The following is an 18660-nucleotide window of genomic DNA, read 5'->3' as shown; positions in this document are numbered from 1 at the left end:
CGCTGGCGGGGTTTTTTGTTCTGTGGCAGGGTGGTGGCCCGATTGCTGCCGTTCAGGCATACCGAGGTATTCAATGGTCTTTGACGTAACCGTAGCCATGACCTGGCTGCTCTTTCTCGCGCTTTTCCCGATAGCCTTTTTCTGGCTCAGACGGGCCTACCGGATCATCTTCAAACGGGATTTTTCCGAAGTCGCGCTGAAGCGCGGAGAACCACCGGATAACGTCGAAAGATTCGCGCCCTTCTGTGCTGCGATCAACCTCGTTGCCGGGGGTGTGATCGTCTTCGTGATCATCGGGGTGGTGCTCGGTGCGCTGGCCTACGAGACCTGGAGCGCGATTGCCGGAAGTACGCTCTGGATCAAGTTCTTTGCGGACTACATATTGAGCCGCCACGCCCATCCGATTCCGATGGGACGCAAGAAGTCCGAAGATCCGAAGCCGACTGCAAAGACCGGGGAATGAGGGAACGGGCGTCAGATCTCCGGTCCCTGATGCTCACCCATGCCATAGCGGAGATCGAGTTTTTTCATTGTCCGCACATAGATGTGAACGATCAAGAGATAGGCCAATAGCGTCCCTTGGGCGGCGAGATAGAAACCCAGGGGAAAACCCAGAAAATCGTATCGATTGAGCGGTGCCGCAAAGTAGGCCGGTACAAAGGTCACCAGTCCCCACAGGGCCAGCAGCGCAAGCGTCAGTCGCCGGGTGGCGCGCCAGTAGTTTTGGTGATCGGGGCGTTGTTCGGGCATGGAGGGCCGGGCATGCGGACCGCTTGCGGTGGCAGTCGGGTCGTACTGTGGCCGGCGTGCGTCGGGATTGATGGTGGGCGAGATGTTATCGCCCACGGGGTGTTTCGGCAAAGCGCGGATTGCCGGGCGGCGGATTCATGAGCCAGCCACGGTGCGGAATCCGGCGGCCTCCCGCGCAGGGGCACGAACCGCGGGTGTCGCTTGCGAGCAACCGAGATTCGCGCACCATATCTTCGCGACGACAACAGTCCCCGCCGCGATTCGAGCCTTGCTCCGGAACCGGATCGGATGTCACTCAGGGGCGAAGAGGCGTGATGCCGAACATCGCCCTCCGGATCATGATCAGCTCCCCTGTTTGCGGATCAACCGTTGCTGCAACTCCCCCGGTACCGCCTCGTAGTGACTGAACTCCACCTTGCACAGGCTGTCGCCGCCACTGATCGATGTCATGCGGGTCTCGAATCCTTCCATCTCCGACATGGGCACCTGGGCGAGGATCTCCGCCCGACCCGGTTGGGTGCTGTCGGTGCCGGTCAGTCGTCCGCGGCGCGCGGACAGATCGGCACTGACGTCGCCGAAATGCGCCTCCCCGGTTTCGACCGTGACATTGAGGATTGGCTCAAGCAACTGCGGGCGTGCGTTCTGGACGGCTTCGTGCAAGGCATGTCGCGCTGCGGTGACAAAGGAGATTTCGTTCGAGTCGACGGTGTGATATTTGCCGTCAACCACGGTGACGCGCAGGTCCTGCAGGGGGAATCCGGCCAGCAAGCCCTCGGCCGCTGCCTGACGGATGCCTTTCTCGACTGCCGGAATGTACTGCCCGGGAATCACGCCGCCCTTGATGGCATCCTCGAACTTGAGGCCGCTGCCACGCGGCAGGGGTTCGATGCGCAGGGCGACTTCGCCAAACTGTCCGGCGCCACCGCTTTGCTTCTTGTGGCGGTAGCGGGCTTCGGCGGCGGTGGTGATGGTCTCGCGATAGGGTACGGTCGGCGGCCGGCTGTCGAGGTTCAGGTTCCAGCGGCTTTGCAACTGTTCGAGTACCAGTTTCAGATGTACTTCTCCAAGCCCGCGAACGACGGTTTCCTTGCTGACCGTATCGAAGTCCACCTGCAGGCAGGGGTCTTCGTCGCTGAGGCGGTGCAGTGCGTCCGACAGCTTCTGTTCGTCACCATGTTTCTGAGGTGTCAGCGCGAGACCGAAGATCGGCTGCGGATACAGCGGTGTCGGCAGGTGGATGAAATCCTCTTCATGCGAATCATGCAGTACCGCATCCCGGTGGATCTCCTCGACACGGGCGACCGCGCAGATGTCGCCTGATACCCCCTCCGGAATTTCGCTCTGATTCTTGCCTTGCAGGCGGAAGAGGTGGGCGACCTTGAAGGGTTTGCGGCCATCGCCGATGAAAAGCTGGGTGTTCGGGGTGATGGTGCCCTGGTGTATCCGGAAGATTCCCAGTTTTCCGCGGAACGCGTCGTTGCTGACCTGGAAGACGTGTGCAACCACATGCGCGCCGGCATCCGTGCTCAGCGCCACGGGCGTCGCGGTCGCCCCTTGACCTACGAGAAATTCCGGGGGATTGCCTTCCGTGGGGTCCGGCATGAGGCGGCCGAGCACGTCCAGGAGTTCGTTGACGCCCGCGCCACTGCGGGCCGAAACGAAGCAAATCGGCACCAGATGGCCGTCGCGCAAGGCCTTTTCGAACGGATCGTGCAGTTGCTCCGGATCGAGTGATTGGCCCTGCTCGAGATAGAGCGCCATCAATTCCTCGTCAACCTCGACGACCTGGTCGACAATGCGCTCATGCGCCTCCGTGACCGAGGAGAGCAGGGTGGGCGCATCGTAGTCGGGCTTGAAGAAGCAGTCGATGACGCGGTCGCGCTCCGGCGAGGGCAGGTTGATCGGCAGGCACTCGGGGCCGAAAGCCTCGGCAATGCTGCTTATCAGCGCCGCAAGATCGGCGGTCTCGCTATCGATCTTGTTCACCACCAGCAGGCGGCATTTCCCGGCTGCAGCCTCCATCGCACGCCGTGCAACCGGCTCGATCCCGGACTGCGCGTTGATCACCACCATCGCGGTTTCCACCGCGGGCAGTACCGCAAGCGCACGTCCGAAGAAATCCGGCGTTCCCGGCGTGTCGATCACGTTCAGCCAGTGGCCGGCCCACTCCATGTGGGTGACGGTGGCATTGATCGAGTGGCCCATCTGCTTTTCGAGCGGATCGAAATCGCTGACCGTGTCGCCCTTTTCCACGCTGCCGACGCTGGTGATCGCACCGCTGGTGGCAAGCAGGGTTTCAAGTAACTGGGTCTTGCCAGCGCCCGCCTGGCCGAGCATGCCCAGATTGCGAATGTCGTGAACCGATGTGGGTACCATGAACACCTCCCTGTCTGACAATTCGGGAACTGCGCAAAGTATCTGCCTCTCTTCGGGCCCAGACAACGCGCCAGATCAACATTCGGGCAAGAAGGTGTCAATCGGCGTGGTGATCATCAGTCGGTCGTGCGGTCCAGAACCACCATGTTGTTGCGATGGATGAGTTCCGGCTCGTCGATGTAGCCCAGCAGACTCTCGATCTCCACCGACGGTCGGCCGGCGATGCGGCGGCATTCCAGTGCGGCATAGTTGATCAGGCCGCGTGCCATCTCGCGGCCATCCGGCGAGAGGCAGCTGACGACCTCGCCCCGGGCGAAGTCGCCCTGGACTTCTTTCACGCCGACCGGAAGCAGACTGCGACCCTGGACGAGTGCTCTGCAGGCACCCGCGTCGATGATCAGCTTGCCCCTGACCTGCAGGTGGTCGGCAAGCCACTGCTTGCGCGCCTGCAGCGGGGTGCTGGCGGCATGCAGAAGACTGCCGATTTCTTCGCCGCGGCACAGGCGCAGGATCACGTCGGTATCGTGACCGCTGGCGATGCAGGTGTGGGCGCCGCTGCGTGCGGCGCGTCGGGCGGCGCGTACCTTGGTGATCATTCCGCCCTTGCTGAGCTGGCTTGCCGAGCCTCCGGCCATCGATTCGAAACGGCTGTCTTCGGCCTGACCCTCGCTGACCAGCGAGGCGGCCGGGTCCTTGCGCGGGTCGGCCGTGTAGAGGCCCTGCTGATCGGTAAGGATGAGCAAGGCCTCCGCTTCGATCAGGTTGGCAATCAGCGCGCCGAGCGTATCGTTGTCGCCGAACTTGATCTCGTCGGTGATGACTGTGTCATTCTCGTTGATGATCGGCACCACCCCGAGCTCGAGCAGGGTGTTCAGCGTGGAGCGGGCATTGAGATAGCGCTCGCGATCGGCAAGATCGTCATGGGTCAGGAGGATCTGCGCGGTCTGCAGGCCATGCTGCGAAAAGACCTGTTCATAGACCTGGGCGAGCCCCATCTGTCCGACCGCTGCCGCGGCCTGGAGCTGATGCACTTCGTGTGGCCGTCGCTTCCAGCCGAGACGCTGCATGCCGGCCGCGATGGCACCGGAGGAAACCAGCGCAACCGCACGTCCATGCTGGCGCAGTTCGGCGATCTGCCGGGCCCACTCGCCCATTGCCGCCTTGTCGAGCCCGGTACCATTGTTAGTTACCAGGGCGCTGCCCACCTTTACGACGATGCGGCGGGCGTCACGAATACGGAGTCTCATTGTTCTTCGGTGCGGGAGAGGTCTTCGTTGTCGGTTGAGATCGCTGCCGTCGCTTCGGCCGCGGCCCGGGCGAGCGCTTCGGCCTCGGCGGCGATACGCGCACGCTCGGCGTCAAGATGATCCTGGATGGCGAAGGTCAGGGCCTTGCAACCGTCGCCATTGAGCGCCGAGATCTCGAAATGGCGCTCGACCTCGCCGTACGCTGCCAGAAAATCGGCAATGCGCTGGGCGCGCTCGGCCTCGTCGATCAGGTCGACCTTGTTGAGCACCAGCCAGCGGGGTTTGTCGTAAAGCTCGGTGTCGTACTTGCGCAGCTCGTCCGCGATCGCCAGCGCGTCGCGCACCGGGTCCACCTCCGGGTCGAGCGGGGCGAGATCGACGAGGTGCAGCAGAAGGTGGGTACGCGAAAGGTGGCGCAGGAAACGATGGCCGAGGCCCGCTCCGTCCGCCGCACCCTCGATCAGACCCGGCACATCGGCAATAACGAAACTGCGGTTCTCGTCGGTGCGGACTACGCCGAGATTCGGTTGAAGCGTGGTGAATGGGTAGTCAGCGACCTTGGGGCGTGCCGAGGACACTGCACGGATGAAGGTCGACTTGCCGGCATTCGGCATCCCGAGGAGACCGACATCGGCCAGCACCTTGAGCTCGAGGTAGAGTGTGCGCCGCTCGCCCTCTTCGCCGAGCGTGCGTTTGCGCGGCGCGCGGTTCACGCTCGATTTGAAGTGGATGTTGCCCAGCCCGCCGCGGCCGCCACGTGCGACCAGTACCTGCTTGCCGTCCTCGTCGAGATCGGCGAGCAATTCGCCGCTTTCGAGTTCGCGGATCACGGTGCCGACCGGCATGCGCAGGACGACATCGTCGCCGCCCTTGCCGTAGCAGTCGCTCGAGCCGCCTTTCTCCCCGTTGCTGGCATGGAAGGTGCGGGTATAGCGATAGTCGATGAGGGTGTTGATGTTGCGATCGGCAACTGCGTAGATCGAGCCGCCGCGACCTCCGTCGCCGCCATCCGGCCCGCCTCGCGGGACGAATTTTTCGCGGCGGAAGGACGCCATTCCGTTGCCGCCATCGCCGGCAATTACATCGATTCGCGCTTCGTCGAAGAACTTCATGCTTGATTCCTGCGGGTGCCGGGCCGGGCCCGGTGGCCCGCAAACAAAAAAGCCCTACCGCAAGGATAGGGCTTTTGCGTTTCCGCGGCCGGGCTTATTCGGCGGCGGGTACGATAACGACTGTACGACGCTTGTTGGCGCCCTTCACCTGGAACTGGACAGTTCCGTTGGTGAGCGCGAACAGGGTGTGGTCCTTGCCGATACCGACGTTTTCACCCGGATGGTATTCGGTGCCGCGCTGACGCACGATGATGTTGCCTGCCAGCACGAACTGACCGCCGTAGCGTTTGACGCCGAGGCGTTTCGATTCGGAGTCGCGACCGTTGCGTGAACTGCCGCCAGCTTTTTTGTGTGCCATGACTTATTCTCCTGATCAGGCCGAAATCGTGTCGATGCGGATTTCGGTGTAGTTCTGGCGGTGGCCTTGATGCTTCATGTAATGCTTGCGACGACGCATCTTGAAGATCTTGACCTTGTCGTGACGACCATGGGACAGAACGGTGGCTTTCACGACTGCGCCCGAAACCACTGGCGTACCGATCTGGACCGACTCGCCTTCGCCGACCATGAGAATCTGGTCGAGCGTGATTTCTGAGCCCACGTCTGCCGGTATCTGTTCTACTTTGAGTTTGTAGCCGGCGGTAACACGATACTGCTTACCTCCGGTTTTTATGACCGCGTACATGGAATGCTCCAACTGATGGAATGGGTGCTGCAAAACGCGGCAGTTTAACGCGCCCGCGTTTCGAAGTCAAAGCCCTTTTCCGTCCGGGTTGTCAAGTGCCGGCAGCAGTGCTTCGAGCGCCTGGTGTTCGTTACGGTAAGTGGCATGGCCTTGTATCGCGGGCCACATCCCGGTGGCCTGGAGGCGATCGATCACCTGCTTCTTGAGTCCGCAAAAGCTCAGTGTCTGGCCGTCTGCCTTCGTGCGAGTGAGCAATCTGCCAAGCACCTCCAGGCCGGTGGCGTCGATGCTGTTGATGCCTGCGCACGAGATCAGCACGACCTTCACCCCGGGGCGAGTCCGTCCGGCCTTGAGCACTGCGTCCTCGAAGCTTGCCGCATTGATGAAATGCAGGGCGCCATCGAAGCGAAGAATGACCAGGTCGGGGTGCGGGTGCGGCAGATCGAAGCGTTCTGCATCGCGATAGGTGCCATCTTCGTGTAGCCCCAGCAGAGCAATCCTCGGTCGCATGTCGCGGTACAGGTAGATTGCGAGCGACAACAGCAGACCGGTGAGGATGCCATTCTGGATGTTCGGTGCGAAAAGCAGGGTGGCCGCGAAGGTCGAGGCTGCGGCGATGCCGTCGTCCCGGCTGGCTCGCCATGCTCTTCCAAGCGCCTTGAAGTCGAGAAGGCCGCCGACCGCCTGCATGATGACCGCGGCGAGCGCCGCGACGGGCAAGTGCCACAGTGCAGGGGTGAAGAAAAGCAGTGTCAGGAGCACGAAGACAGCGGTGAAGAAGGACGAAAGGCCGGTCCGCGCGCCAGCCGCGAAATTTACGGCCGAGCGCGAGAACGATGCGCTGACTGGGTGAGTGCCGCTGATCGAGGCCGCAACCTTGGCGAGCCCCTGGCCGATCAGCTCCTGGTTCTCGTTCCAGGGCTTGTGTGTTTTCGCCGAAATGAGCTTGGCGTTGGAGGCGACCTCCATGAATCCGACGAGCGCGATGACGAAGGCCGTGGGCAGCAACTCGACGAGTAAGGGCCAGCGAATGTCAGGGATCGCAAATTCAGGCAGGCCGGCCGGGATGGCGCCGACAACGCGAACGCCCAGATCGGCGGCGCCTGACCACGCTGACAGGCCGATGCTGCCAGCGATGACCAGCAATACGCCTGGTAGCCGAGGCGCCAGCCGGCGCAGAAGCATCAGGGCAATGAGGGCGCCGATGCCGAACGCAGCCGGAGCGACGCGAATCTGGTCGAGGCGCCCCAGAAAGCCGACTACATCAAGCAGGAAGTGGGGACCATGCGGCATCGAAAGGCCGAGCAGGGATGGCAGCTGCGAGAGGCAGATCAGCAGCGCTGCGGCGTTGATGAAACCCATTAGTACCGGGTGCGAGAGCAGATTCAGGATCCAGCCCAGGCGCAGAGCGCCAAGGGTCAGTTGAACGAGCCCCGAGAGCAAGGCAAGGGCCACGACGACGGCGATGAAGTGCGGGCTCCCCGGTGCCGCGAGGGTCATCACGCTGGCCGCGGTCAGCAGGCCGGTCAGAGGGGTGGGGCCGGTGGAGATCTGGGCGAGCGATCCGAAGAGGGCCCCGACCATGGTCGGCAATAGCGAAGCGTACAGCCCATAGTAGGCGGGAAGGCCGGCAAGCTGTGCGTAGGCCAGCGACTGGGGAATCATCAGCAGTGCAACCGTGAGCCCTGCGGTAAGGTCCGCGCGCAGACTCGCGGCCGAGAGTTCGTGTCGCCAGCGAAGGAAAGGTAGCAGTCGATCGATGGCGCTGTGTGCGGTGCTCATCGCGGGTGATGTGGATGGAACGGAATGCCCGACACTTCAGGAATTAATGCAGGCGTTCGGGCGCGCCGCAGCATTTCTTGAACTTGAGGCCGCTGCCACAGGGGCACGGGTCGTTTCTGCCAGGCAGCGGAGGCGCACGATAGGGCGCGTGGCTGCGGCCCGAATGGCTGGTTTCGTCCCGGAAGAGGCGATAGAGGTGTTGCAGGCCAACAACGACGTGGGCCAGCAGCTGTTTGCGGCTGGCGTGGTCGAAAACCTCCCCGGTGTCATTGCGTCCGTGGTCCAGTGCGGCGATGAGACTGGCGGTGGCGAGCGCTTCCTCGTCGCCGTCGATGATTTCCCAGGCCTGGTCACCGAAGACCGCGAGGCCCTTGCCGAATCCCTTGGCCCAGCGGCTGGCAAGCGGATGCTCGGGATCCTCATGGGTGGGGTCGACACTGGGCAAGTACATGCGGTCGCGCATTTCCGGTTCGGGTACGTCACGCCAGTCGACCTGGAATCCGCCGGCGATGCTGTTCCACTCGCGCAGCAGCAACTCTAGGATGCGCCGCATCTGCGCTTCGTCATCCCAGACCAGCTCCGACTCACCCAGGGCGAGGGGTATCCAGTCGCCAGGGGCGACTGTCTCCGGACCGACGATCAAGGCGCAGAACAGCCCGTCGAGCGCCTCCGGGTCGAGCGCACCCGGCCGGCTGGCGAGAAAGGCGTGCAGCTCGTCGCGGTCCGTGTCGGAGAGCGGTCTGGTGAGGGTGGATGTTGACATGCGCTGGAGCCCGGCAGGGGAATTCAGGCAGTTTACACCGGCCGTTGGGTCGGTTGCTCGTGGCGGTGGGGCGGCATCGGTCGACTGGAGGGTTTGGACGCACCGTGCCGTGCTTCTGGAAAGGCGGTTCCATCGACCGGTTTGCGCGGGCCCTGTCGGCGCATAGGGAAAACCCTCCTTTCACTCTACGAGGATGCGAACTATAGTTTTCGAACAATTTGTCAGACAACCTGATTACCCGATGTTATCCAGTGCCATCGTTCGTCCCCCGCGCCTTGCGGAACTGCTTTCGCACAACCTCATAGGTTGGTTGCGTGACGGCCGTCTTGCGCCGGGGGACCAGTTGCCAACCGAGAAGCAGCTTGCCGACCAGTTTGCGGTAAGCCGTACGGTCGTCAGGGAGGCGATTGCGCGGCTCAAGGCCGATGGTTACGTCGAGACGCGGCAGGGGGCCGGGGCGTTCGTTGCGCCCGAAGCCGGCCGTGGGAGCTTTCGCTTGCAGGAGACGTCGACCTCGGCTCTGAACCACGCCCGCAATGTTTTCGAATTGCGTTACCTCGTCGAGCTGGGTTGTGCCGAGTTGGCAGCCCAGCGCCGCACGCCGGCCGACCTTGATGCCTTGCAGGCGCCGCTGGCGTGCATGGCCGATGCGCTTCGCAGTGACCTGGAAGCAGCCTCCGACGACGATGCCTTTCATCGCGCGATTGCCGCTGCCACGCACAATCCACTGGTGGAGCGCTTCGTAGAATTTCTGGGTGCCCAGTTCTCCGAGTCACGCCTGCCGACCTGGAGCGAAGAGGGACGTCTCACCGGGCGGGCCCGCGACGCTCAGGCGGAGCACGAGGCGCTTTATCGCGCAATCGAGATGGGCGACGCGGCGGCCGCACGAAAGGCCGCGGCGCGCCATCTGCGTGAGGCAGCCAAGCGCCTGGGAATTGCGTTCGAGGAATCCGCGACGGCGTCAACCGACCGCGCGGGAGCGGACCAGAATCGAGAGGAGCCAAAATGAGTGAAGTGGTGGAGACAATGGAGCCCGGTGCGAACGAGATCGATTTCTCGAGGGTCGATCGTGCCAGGCTGATCGAAGCGTTGGCGCGGGTTCTGCCGCCCGGCTGCCTTCTTTACGATCAGGAAGATCTGAGACCCTACGAATGCGACGGCCTGTCCGCCTATCGTCAGATGCCGATGGTGGTCGCCCTGCCCGAAACCGAGGCGCAGGCCGCTGCCGTGCTCGGAGTCTGCAGCGAACAGGGCGTACCGGTGGTGGCTCGAGGCGCGGGTACCGGGTTGTCGGGCGGTGCGCTGCCGCATGCCCATGGCGTGCTGCTCTCGCTGGCGCGCTTCAAGAAAATTGTCCGCATGGATCCGGTCGCGCGTCTCGCGATCGTGCAACCAGGTGTGCGCAACCTCGCAATCTCCGAAGCTGCGGCCAGGCACGGGCTTTACTATGCGCCGGATCCCTCGTCGCAGATCGCCTGCACCATCGGTGGCAACGTGGCCGAGAATTCGGGCGGGGTGCATTGCCTCAAATACGGTCTTACCGTACATAACGTCTTGAGGGTAAGAGGCCTCACGATCGATGGCGAGGTCGTCGAGTTTGGCAGCCACGCCCTGGATGCCCCGGGATATGACCTGTTGGCGCTGATGCATGGCTCCGAGGGCATGCTCGCGGTGATCACCGAGGTGACGGTCAAGCTCACGCCAAAGCCGCAACTGGCGCAATGCGTGATGGCCTCGTTCGACGATGTCGTGACCGCGGGCAATGCGGTGGCCGCGGTGATCGCGGCGGGGATCATTCCCGCCGGTCTCGAGATGATGGATCAGCCGGCCACGGCCGCAGTGGAGCAGTTCGTGCATGCCGGCTACAACCTCGAGGCCGCGGCGATCCTGCTGTGCGAGTCGGACGGTACGCCCGAGGAAGTCAGCGAAGAGGTCGGGCGGATCCGCGCGGTACTCGAAGAGAGCGGCGCGAGCGAGATCCGCGTGTCGCGCGACGAGGCAGAGCGGCTCAAGTTCTGGGCCGGCCGCAAGGCCGCCTTTCCTGCCGCGGGGCGCCTGTCGGCCGACTATTACTGCATGGACGGCACCATCCCGCGAAAGCGGTTGGGCGAGATGCTCGAGGCGATCCAGGGCATGGAAAAGAAATACGGCCTGCGATGCATCAACGTGTTCCACGCTGGCGACGGCAACATGCATCCCTTGATCCTGTTCGATGCAAACGTCCCGGGCGAGCTTGATCGCGCCGAAGCGTTCGGTGCGGACATCCTTGAGCTGTCGGTGTCGCTGGGCGGCACCATCACCGGCGAACACGGCGTCGGGGTGGAAAAAATCAACCAGATGTGCAGCCAGTTCTCGGCGGCCGAGCGCACCGCCTTCTTCCGCATCAAGGCAGCGTTCGATCCAGACGGCCTGCTCAATCCGGGCAAGGCCATCCCCACCCTGAACCGCTGTGCCGAATACGGCAAGCTGCATGTCCATGACGGGCAGTTGCCACATGCCGATCTCGAGCGCTTCTGAGCGCCCGTTGATGAGCCATACCGAACAAGAGGATTTCGACAAATGGACGCAGTGATATCCGGGTGGGTCGAGCGGATCCGCCAGGCTGCCGCGGAGGGTTCGGCGCTGGAGATCCGCGGGGGTGGCAGCAAGCGCTTCTACGGTCAGGCGCCGCAAGGCGAGGTGCTCGACACTCGCGAACATGCCGGGATCGTCGCCTATGAGCCTACCGAGCTGGTAGTGACGGTGCGAAGCGGCACGCCGCTCGATGAGCTCGAGGCGGTGCTCCACGAAAAGGGGCAGTTCCTCGCCTTCGAGCCACCGCGCTTCGGAGCCGCGACGGCGGGCGGCTGTGTCGCTGCCGGGCTCGCTGGACCTCGCCGGCAGGCGGTCGGTGGCGTACGGGATTTCCTGCTTGGCGTTCAGTTGATCGACGGGCGTGGGGACCTCCTCAACTTCGGCGGCCGGGTCATGAAGAATGTGGCCGGTTACGACGTATCGCGCCTCGTTGCAGGCAGCCTCGGAACACTGGCGTTGCTCACCGAAGTTTCCCTCAAGGTGTTGCCGAGGCCGGTGGCCGAGACGACGCTTCGCTTCGAGATGGATCAGCGGGCGGCGTTGCTGCGACTCAACGAGTGGGGCGGCCAGCCGCTGCCGGTGTCGGCATCGTTCTGGCACGACGGTTTGCTGACACTGCGGCTGTCCGGTGCCGGGGCTGCGGTCGATGCGGCCGTTGTCCGTCTGGGCGGCGAGCGCCTCGAAGAAGACGAGGCCACTGCGCTATGGCTGGCAGTGCGTGAGCAGCGGCATTCGTTCTTCAGCGGTGATGGGCCGCTTTGGCGCCTGGCGCTGCCCAGCGACGCGGCGCCGGTGGATCTGCCCGGGGTCACCGCGATCGAGTGGGGCGGCGCCCAGCGCTGGCTACGCTCCGAGTTTGAGGCCAAGCAGATTCGCGAGGTTGCCGCTGCTGCCGGCGGTCATGCCGTGCTGTTCCGCGGCGGCGACAAGGCGATCGGTGTTTTCCAACCGTTGGCCGGCCCGCTGGCAGCCATCCACCGGCGCCTCAAGAATGCCTTTGATCCGGCTGCGGTATTCGGCCGCGGTCGTCTTTATCCCGATCTCTGATTGACGGCGAATCCCGACCATGCAGACAAATCTCGCTGATTTCATCAAGGACACACCCGAGGGCAGGGAAGCCGAGTCCATCCTGCGCGCCTGTGTCCATTGCGGCTTCTGTACCGCCACCTGCCCGACATACCAGTTGCTCGGTGACGAACTCGACGGCCCGCGCGGCCGGATCTACCTCATCAAGCAAGTGCTCGAAGGACGGCCGGCAACCGAGAAAACCCGTCAACACCTCGACCGCTGTCTCACTTGCCGCTCGTGTGAATCCACCTGCCCGTCAGGTGTTCGTTACGGCAGGCTGGTCGACATCGGGCGGCACGTGGTCGAGCGGCAGGTTCCGCGACGCGGGGCGGACCGACTGAGTCGCTGGCTGCTCAAGGAGTTCGTGCCGCGTGCCGGGATCTTCGGTGCGGCGATGTCGCTCGGTCGCATGGCAAAGCCCGCGCTGCCGGCGATGCTCAAGGACAAGGTGCCGGACGCGCGTCCGGCGGGCGCCTGGCCGACGCCGCGGCATGGCCGCAAGATGATCGCGCTGGCAGGCTGCGCCCAGCCGTCGATGGCACCGTCGATCAACGCCGCATCGGCCCGGGTGCTCGATGCGCTGGGAATCTCGCTGGTGGAAATGCCGGGCGCCGGATGCTGCGGTGCGGTGCGCTATCACCTCAACGATCAGGATGGCGGTCTGGCGGATGCGCGGCGCAACATCGATGCCTGGTGGCCGGCGGTCGAGCGCGGCGAGGTCGAAGCGATCGTGATGACGGCATCCGGTTGCGGTGTTCAGGTAAAGGATTACGGTTACCTGTTGCGTGACGATCCGGTCTATGCCGAAAGAGCCGCCAGAATCAGTGAACTGACGCTCGACATATCGGAGATCGTGGCGCGAGAGGCAGATGCCCTCGAGGCGGTGCTGAGCAAGCAGCGGATGCCGTCAGCGGAGAAGCTGGCTTTCCACGCGCCCTGCACCTTGCAGCACGGACTCAGAATCCGCGGCGTAGTCGAGCGCTTGCTGGAGGCCGCCGGTTACGAACTCACGCCGGTCGCCGATAGCCATCTGTGCTGCGGGTCGGCGGGAACCTACTCGCTGCTTCAGCCGACGCTCTCCAAGCAGTTGCGCAGCAACAAGCTTGCGGCCCTGGAGGCAGGCGGAGCCAAATGCATTGCATCGGCCAACATCGGCTGCATCACGCATCTCGAGGCCGGGACGGCTACACCCGTACGGCACTGGATCGAAATGCTCGCAGCGCGAATGGAATCACTGCCTGGTTGATCGGGTTGCCATTTGCATGCGCCAGACCGCTCCGGCGAGAGCGGCCGGCCGCCGTATGATGTGATCGAATCGCGGGCGGAAGCGGCCGCCCGTTGATATGATGCGCGATCTGCAAATTTGCGTTTCCCCGAACACCCTCATGGCCTTGTCAGTAGAAACATGCGTTGCGCGGCATACCGGAGATCGAACCGAGCAACAGGACCGCGTCGGCATTTTCGGTCATGCGTCCTTGCCCGGCATGCTCATGGCTGTGGTGGCGGATGGGATGGGCGGTCACACGGGGGGGGCGATGGCCGCCGAGCAGGTATTGCTCAAGGCGAAGCAGAACTTCGAGATGTTTGCTCCACGGGAAGAGTCGGCGGAGAAACTGCTCCGTGGGATCCTCACCGAATCCCATCTGGTCATCAAGCTGACGCGTTTCACCAGTGAACAGGATCCGCACAGCACCGCGGTGGTGCTGCTGCTGCAACCGGGGCGAGTGGATTGGGTGCATTGCGGTGATTCGCGCCTGTATCACTTTCGCGAGGGGCGTTTGATCAAGCGTACGGTCGATCATTCCTTGGTCGAAGAACTCAGCCGCAAGGGGATGATCAGTGCAGCCGCCGCGCTTTCGCATCCGCAGCGCAATGTATTGGTGTCCTGCCTTGGCGCCGAACGCGAGCCGCGGATCGAGTATGCAACCCAGGCGGGCCTGGTAGCCGGGGACACTTTCCTGTTGTGTTCGGATGGCCTGTGGGGGGACCTCGGTGAGGATGAGATCGCCGAACATCTGGCGAATCGTACCGCGCGAGAGGCGGCCCAGGCATTGATATCCCTAGCCCGTTCACGCTCCGATGGCTATGGCGACAATATTTCGGTGGCCATCGTCAGGCTGGTTGAAGCACCGCCCCGCTGACCGCGCTCCCCGCGTTTCGTGCTGTCAGACGTTCTGTCGGAGCCACTGGCGACGCCAGAACAGCCCGCCCATGAATAGTGCGCAGGCGCCCATCATGAACATGGATACCCAGAATCCGTCGTGCTCGGCAAGCAGCGGCATGTCGTGGAAGTTCATGCCGAATATTCCGGCGATGAGGGTTGCCGGCATGAACAGCATGGATAGCACGGTGAGTGTGCGTACTTCTACGTTGAGCCTGTTGCTGACGCTTGAGAGATAGATATCCAGCAGGTCGCCAAGCAGTTCGCGCCCGCCGTCGAGCGATTCGATGACGTGCAGGGTATGGTCGTGGATATCGCGCAGGTAGAGACGGGTGTCGGGTGTGAAGAAATCGTTGTCGGCACGTTGCATCGACGAAATGACATCGCGTAGCGGCCATACTGCACGACGCATCTGCAGGGTCTCGCGCTTGGCTTGGTTGATCCGGGTCAGGAGCGCCGGTGTCGGACGGTTGAGTGCGTCGTCTTCGAGTGTCTCCGCATCCTCACCAAGGCGGTCCGCCGTCACGAAATAGCGGTCGATCACGGTATCGAGCAGTGCGTAGGCAAGATAATCGATACCGTGCTGACGCATCGGCGAGCGGGATGCCCGAAGACGTTCCCGAACGGGCTGGAAAATACCCTGCGCGCGTTCCTGAAAGGTCAGCACGAAGCGTTTGCCGATGACGATGCTGAGCTGGTCGGAGACTAGGCAATGGGACGATTCGTCGAAGTCGAAGATGCGCAGCACGACAAAGAGGTAATCACCGTAATCGTCGATCTTCGGCCGCTGATGCGTGTTGAGGATGTCTTCCATCGCGAGCGGATGAAGGTGAAACCGTCGGCCGATCTCGGCCATCATGTCCGCGTCGTTGAGCCCATGGACATTGAGCCATAGCCGCTCACGGGCAGGCTTGTAATCATAGGCATCCTCGACACACCCGAACCGTTGTTCGTCGAGCCCGAGATCATCGTATTCGATCAATGAAATGACCGGTCGGTCTATCTTTACTTCACCGACGTGCACCAGACTCCCTGGCGGCAAACCAACCTTCCGGCTCGGGTGTGTTTTTTGTTTTCTGTTTTTTTTCAATGGCTTGCTCCGATGGTAGGTCGGGGTTATCCCGTGCTGTTCGGTGCCCGCATATTTCAGTATGATGCACCACAGCGTAGCCGCGCACCGAACAGGTGCGGGGATAGGGAGAAAACACAACAATATTCGCGGTCACGCCAAACAATATCCATCCCATCCAACTTTTTTCAGGGAGGTTACATGCCTCTGGTCATCGGAGTAACAGCCGAGACCGTAGTCGGAGAGCGCCGATTGTCGGTGGTGCCCGACGTGGTCAAGAAGTATCAGGGACTCGGAGCGGAAGTGCTGATGCAGGCCGGTGCAGGCCGGCCCGCACATTTTCGTGACGAGGATTTTGCCGGGGCGTCACAGCTCGCCACGGCCGACGAAGTGATCGCACGCGCCGACGTGCTGTTCTGCGTTCAGCCGCCGAGCCGTGAGCAGATCGACCTGCTCAAGCCGGGCACCGTTCTCGTGGGGCTGCTGCAGCCCTGGTCCGACGCTGCGCGGGCGAAGCAACTGGCTGAGAAGAACATTACCGCTTTTGCACTCGAACTCCTGCCCCGCATCTCGCGGGCGCAGAGCATGGACGTGCTTTCGTCGCAAGGTGCGGTGTCAGGCTATGAGTGCGCGCTCATCGCGGCCGACCATTCGCCCAAATTTTTCCCGATGCTGACCTATGCCGCGGGGACGATCCGTCCAGCCAAGGTGCTGGTGATCGGTGCCGGCGTGGCGGGCCTGCAGGCAATCGCGACATCGCGCCGGATCGGCGCCATGGTCGAAGCCTATGACGTACGTCCCGAGACGCGCGAACAGATCGAATCGCTTGGTGCCAAGTTTGTCGACACCGGCGTTTCGGCTGCGGGCAGCGGCGGTTATGCACGCGAGCTGACCGACGAGGAAAAGGCCAAGCAGGCTGAACGCCTGGCAAAGGCAGTGGCTCAGTGCGACGCGCTGATCACTACCGCGGCGATTCCGGGCAAGAAGGCGCCGGTGATCATTACTGCCGACATGGTTGCGCGCATGAAGGCGGGGGCCGTGGTGGTCGACATGGCAGCCGAAACCGGCGGCAACGTCGAAGGTACCGTCGCTGGCGAGAAGGTCTGGATCAACGACGTGCTGGTCATCGGCCCGGTCAACATCCCGAGCCGGATGCCGGTGCACGCCTCCGAAATGTACGCCAAGAACCTCTTCAACTTCATCAGCCCGTTCATCAAGGACGGGGCGCTCACGCTCGACTGGGAAGATGAAGTGGTGGCGGGGGCCTGCCTGACCCATGGTGGGGAAGTGCGCCACGCTGGCGTCAAACAAGCCCTCGGGCTTTGATCGGAGGACACGACCATGGAAGGTATCGTCTATCTGTACGTCTTCGTGCTGGCCGCGTTCGTTGGTTACGAAGTGATTTCGCGTGTGCCGGTGATTCTGCACACGCCGTTGATGTCCGGCTCCAACTTCATCCACGGTGTGGTGCTCATCGGTGCCATGGTGGTGATGGGACATGCCGATCCCGACAGCCCGCTTGAACTGGTGATCGGCTTCATCGCAGTGCTGCTTGGCGCGGCCAATGCCGCCGGCGGCTACGTGGTGACCGAGCGCATGCTGGCGATGTTCAAGTCCGGCAAGAAGGGGGGTGAGTGATGTCCATGAAATGGATCATTGATCTCGCCTACGTCGGCGTTGCGGTCGTCTTCATCTTTGGCCTCAAGGCCATGAGTTCGCCGGTGACGGCCCGCAAGGGCATCGTCTGGGCGGGTTGGGCGATGATCGTGGCGACCCTGGTGACGCTGTTCTGGCCGGGGATGCAGAACTTTGCCTGGATGATTCTCGCCATCGTCATCGGTGGCTCGCTGGCCTGGGTTTCGGGCAAGCGCGTGGCGATGACCGACATGCCGCAGATGGTGGCCATCTACAACGGCATGGGCGGCGGCGCGGCGGCGGCCATCGCGGCGCTCGAGTTCGCCCGTGGTGAAGTGCACGGCACCATGGTGACCATCCTCGCTGTGCTGGGCGCATTGATCGGCTCGGTCGCGTTTTCGGGCTCGTGCATTGCCTTCGCCAAGCTGCAGGGCATCATGAAAAAGGCCTTCCGGCTGCCGGCACAGAACCAGGTGAATATGGCGCTGGCTGCGGTCACCGCGATCCTGGGGCTGGCGATCATCACTGCTGACCATCCGGGGATGCTCTCGATCGGACTGTTCTTCATCCTCGCGCTTGCACTCGGGGCGATCATCACCAGCCCGATCGGCGGGGCCGACATGCCGGTGGTGATCTCGCTGCTGAACGCATTCACGGGCCTGGCTGTCGGTTTCGAAGGTTATGTGCTCGGCAATCCGGCGCTGGTTGTGGCCGGTATCGTGGTTGGCGCCTCGGGTACGCTGCTCACCCAGCTCATGGCCAAGGCCATGAACCGGCCGATCAAGAACGTGATCTTCGCGCCGATCTCCGGTGAGGCCGTCGAGGGTGAGGCGATCGAAGGTACGATGCGCGAAATCGGTGCGCTCGATGCGGCAGCCACCATGCGCTACGCCAGCAAGGTCATCATCGTGCCAGGTTATGGCATGGCGGTGGCCGGCGCACAGCACAAGGTCTGGGAGATGACCCAGTTGCTCGAAGAAGCGGGGGTCGAGGTGGTGTTCGCGATCCACCCGGTGGCGGGGCGCATGCCGGGTCACATGAACGTGTTGCTGGCCGAAGCCGGCGTGCCGTACGACAAGATCTTCGATCTCGAGGAGATCAATGCGGATTTTGCTCAAGCCGACGTGGCCCTGATCATCGGCGCCAACGACGTGGTGAACCCGGTGGCGCGTACCGACAAGTCCAGTCCGATCTACGGTATGCCGATCCTCAATGCGGACATGGCGCAGAACGTCATCGTGGTCAAGCGCGGAAAGGGATCTGGCTACTCGGGTATCGAGAATGCGCTGTTCTACAAGGACAATTGCCGCATGTTCTATGGCTCGGCCCAGCAGGCTATCGGCGAAGTCATCCAGCACGTGAAATCGATGGAAGGCTGAGTGCAGCCTTCATGTTCCGTGGAACGGCCACCTTTTGGTGGCCGTTTTTTTTGCCCTGC

General features: G+C 62.9%; 19 protein-coding genes. 9 read left to right on the top strand and 10 right to left on the bottom strand.

Features of this window, described 5'->3' with window-relative positions; genetic code table 11:
- Positions 1–73: 73 nt before the first annotated feature.
- Positions 74–463, top strand: coding sequence for a hypothetical protein (locus tag GQB03_RS19300; RefSeq protein ID WP_159692820.1), 390 nt, complete (start codon positions 74–76; stop codon positions 461–463).
- Between the two features lie 11 nt (positions 464–474).
- On the opposite strand, the gene GQB03_RS19295 is transcribed toward GQB03_RS19300, so the two are convergent.
- The 8 genes from GQB03_RS19295 to GQB03_RS19260 form a co-directional block, all read right to left on the bottom strand.
- A complete protein-coding gene (locus GQB03_RS19295) occupies positions 475–846 on the bottom strand; it encodes a DUF4212 domain-containing protein (RefSeq protein ID WP_327517141.1) in 372 nt (123 codons plus the stop codon).
- Positions 847–1092: 246 nt separating this feature from the next.
- A complete protein-coding gene (gene fusA, locus GQB03_RS19290; protein ID WP_159692818.1) occupies positions 1093–3126 on the bottom strand; it encodes an elongation factor G in 2034 nt (677 codons plus the stop codon).
- 116 nt (positions 3127–3242) lie between these two features.
- Positions 3243–4373, bottom strand: coding sequence for a glutamate 5-kinase (gene proB, locus GQB03_RS19285; protein WP_159692816.1), 1131 nt, complete (start codon positions 4371–4373; stop codon positions 3243–3245).
- The gene (cgtA, locus tag GQB03_RS19280) at positions 4370–5485 is read right to left on the bottom strand and encodes an Obg family GTPase CgtA (RefSeq protein ID WP_159692814.1); all 1116 of its coding nucleotides are present in this window, start codon (positions 5483–5485) and stop codon (positions 4370–4372) included. Before cgtA ends, proB begins: the two co-directional genes overlap by 4 nt.
- Positions 5486–5579: 94 nt before the next feature.
- Entirely contained in the window at positions 5580–5843 is a 264-nt protein-coding gene (gene rpmA / locus GQB03_RS19275; protein ID WP_159692812.1) for a 50S ribosomal protein L27, read from the bottom strand.
- Positions 5844–5858: 15 nt separating this feature from the next.
- Positions 5859–6170 carry a 50S ribosomal protein L21 gene (gene rplU / locus GQB03_RS19270; protein WP_159692810.1) on the bottom strand — a complete coding sequence of 104 codons (312 nt, stop codon included), beginning with the start codon at positions 6168–6170 and terminating at the stop codon, positions 5859–5861.
- A 66-nt stretch (positions 6171–6236) separates the two neighbouring features.
- The gene (locus GQB03_RS19265) at positions 6237–7952 is read right to left on the bottom strand and encodes a SulP family inorganic anion transporter (RefSeq protein ID WP_159692808.1); all 1716 of its coding nucleotides are present in this window, start codon (positions 7950–7952) and stop codon (positions 6237–6239) included.
- 43 nt (positions 7953–7995) lie between these two features.
- On the bottom strand, positions 7996–8715 hold the full coding sequence (locus tag GQB03_RS19260; protein WP_159692844.1) for a UPF0149 family protein: 720 nt from the start codon (positions 8713–8715) through the stop codon (positions 7996–7998).
- A gap of 241 nt (positions 8716–8956) precedes the next feature.
- Between GQB03_RS19260 and GQB03_RS19255 the strand changes: the two genes are divergently transcribed.
- The 5 genes from GQB03_RS19255 to GQB03_RS19235 all read left to right on the top strand — a co-directional run bounded on the left by GQB03_RS19255 (position 8957) and on the right by GQB03_RS19235 (position 14498).
- Positions 8957–9724, top strand: a complete 768-nt coding sequence (locus tag GQB03_RS19255; RefSeq protein ID WP_159692806.1) for a FadR/GntR family transcriptional regulator — start codon at positions 8957–8959, stop codon at positions 9722–9724.
- On the top strand, positions 9721–11232 hold the full coding sequence (locus GQB03_RS19250; RefSeq protein ID WP_159692804.1) for an FAD-linked oxidase C-terminal domain-containing protein: 1512 nt from the start codon (positions 9721–9723) through the stop codon (positions 11230–11232). The genes GQB03_RS19255 and GQB03_RS19250 overlap by 4 nt, the downstream gene beginning before the upstream one ends.
- Before the next feature lie 42 nt (positions 11233–11274).
- Positions 11275–12336 (top strand): glycolate oxidase subunit GlcE, encoded by a 1062-nt coding sequence (gene glcE, locus GQB03_RS19245; protein ID WP_159692802.1) that lies wholly within the window; start codon positions 11275–11277, stop codon positions 12334–12336.
- Between the two features lie 19 nt (positions 12337–12355).
- Positions 12356–13603 (top strand): glycolate oxidase subunit GlcF, encoded by a 1248-nt coding sequence (gene glcF / locus GQB03_RS19240; RefSeq protein WP_159692800.1) that lies wholly within the window; start codon positions 12356–12358, stop codon positions 13601–13603.
- A gap of 139 nt (positions 13604–13742) precedes the next feature.
- A complete protein-coding gene (locus GQB03_RS19235; protein WP_159692798.1) occupies positions 13743–14498 on the top strand; it encodes a PP2C family protein-serine/threonine phosphatase in 756 nt (251 codons plus the stop codon).
- A 24-nt stretch (positions 14499–14522) separates the two neighbouring features.
- Here GQB03_RS19235 and corA read toward each other — a convergent pair whose 3' ends face one another.
- Both corA and GQB03_RS23100 read right to left on the bottom strand, forming a co-directional pair.
- Positions 14523–15500 (bottom strand): magnesium/cobalt transporter CorA, encoded by a 978-nt coding sequence (gene corA / locus GQB03_RS19230; RefSeq protein ID WP_235027143.1) that lies wholly within the window; start codon positions 15498–15500, stop codon positions 14523–14525.
- Between the two features lie 28 nt (positions 15501–15528).
- Complete coding sequence (locus GQB03_RS23100) at positions 15529–15765, bottom strand: hypothetical protein (RefSeq protein ID WP_200832315.1); 237 nt, start codon at positions 15763–15765, stop codon at positions 15529–15531.
- Positions 15766–15788: 23 nt separating this feature from the next.
- On the opposite strand from GQB03_RS23100, the gene GQB03_RS19225 reads away from it, so the two are divergent.
- Genes GQB03_RS19225 through GQB03_RS19215 form a run of 3 tightly spaced genes read left to right on the top strand, consistent with a single transcriptional unit; the run spans position 15789 to position 18601 of the window.
- Entirely contained in the window at positions 15789–16913 is a 1125-nt protein-coding gene (locus GQB03_RS19225; RefSeq protein WP_159692794.1) for an NAD(P) transhydrogenase subunit alpha, read from the top strand.
- Positions 16914–16928: 15 nt separating this feature from the next.
- The gene (locus GQB03_RS19220) at positions 16929–17225 is read left to right on the top strand and encodes an NAD(P) transhydrogenase subunit alpha (protein WP_159692792.1); all 297 of its coding nucleotides are present in this window, start codon (positions 16929–16931) and stop codon (positions 17223–17225) included.
- A gap of 5 nt (positions 17226–17230) precedes the next feature.
- Positions 17231–18601, top strand: a complete 1371-nt coding sequence (locus GQB03_RS19215; protein WP_407644552.1) for an NAD(P)(+) transhydrogenase (Re/Si-specific) subunit beta — start codon at positions 17231–17233, stop codon at positions 18599–18601.
- The last annotated feature ends 59 nt before the right edge of the window (positions 18602–18660 follow it).

This window comes from Cognatazoarcus halotolerans, assembly GCF_009800965.1.
Taxonomy (GTDB): domain Bacteria; phylum Pseudomonadota; class Gammaproteobacteria; order Burkholderiales; family Rhodocyclaceae; genus Cognatazoarcus; species Cognatazoarcus halotolerans.
This window is presented reverse-complemented; position numbering and strand designations above follow the sequence as displayed.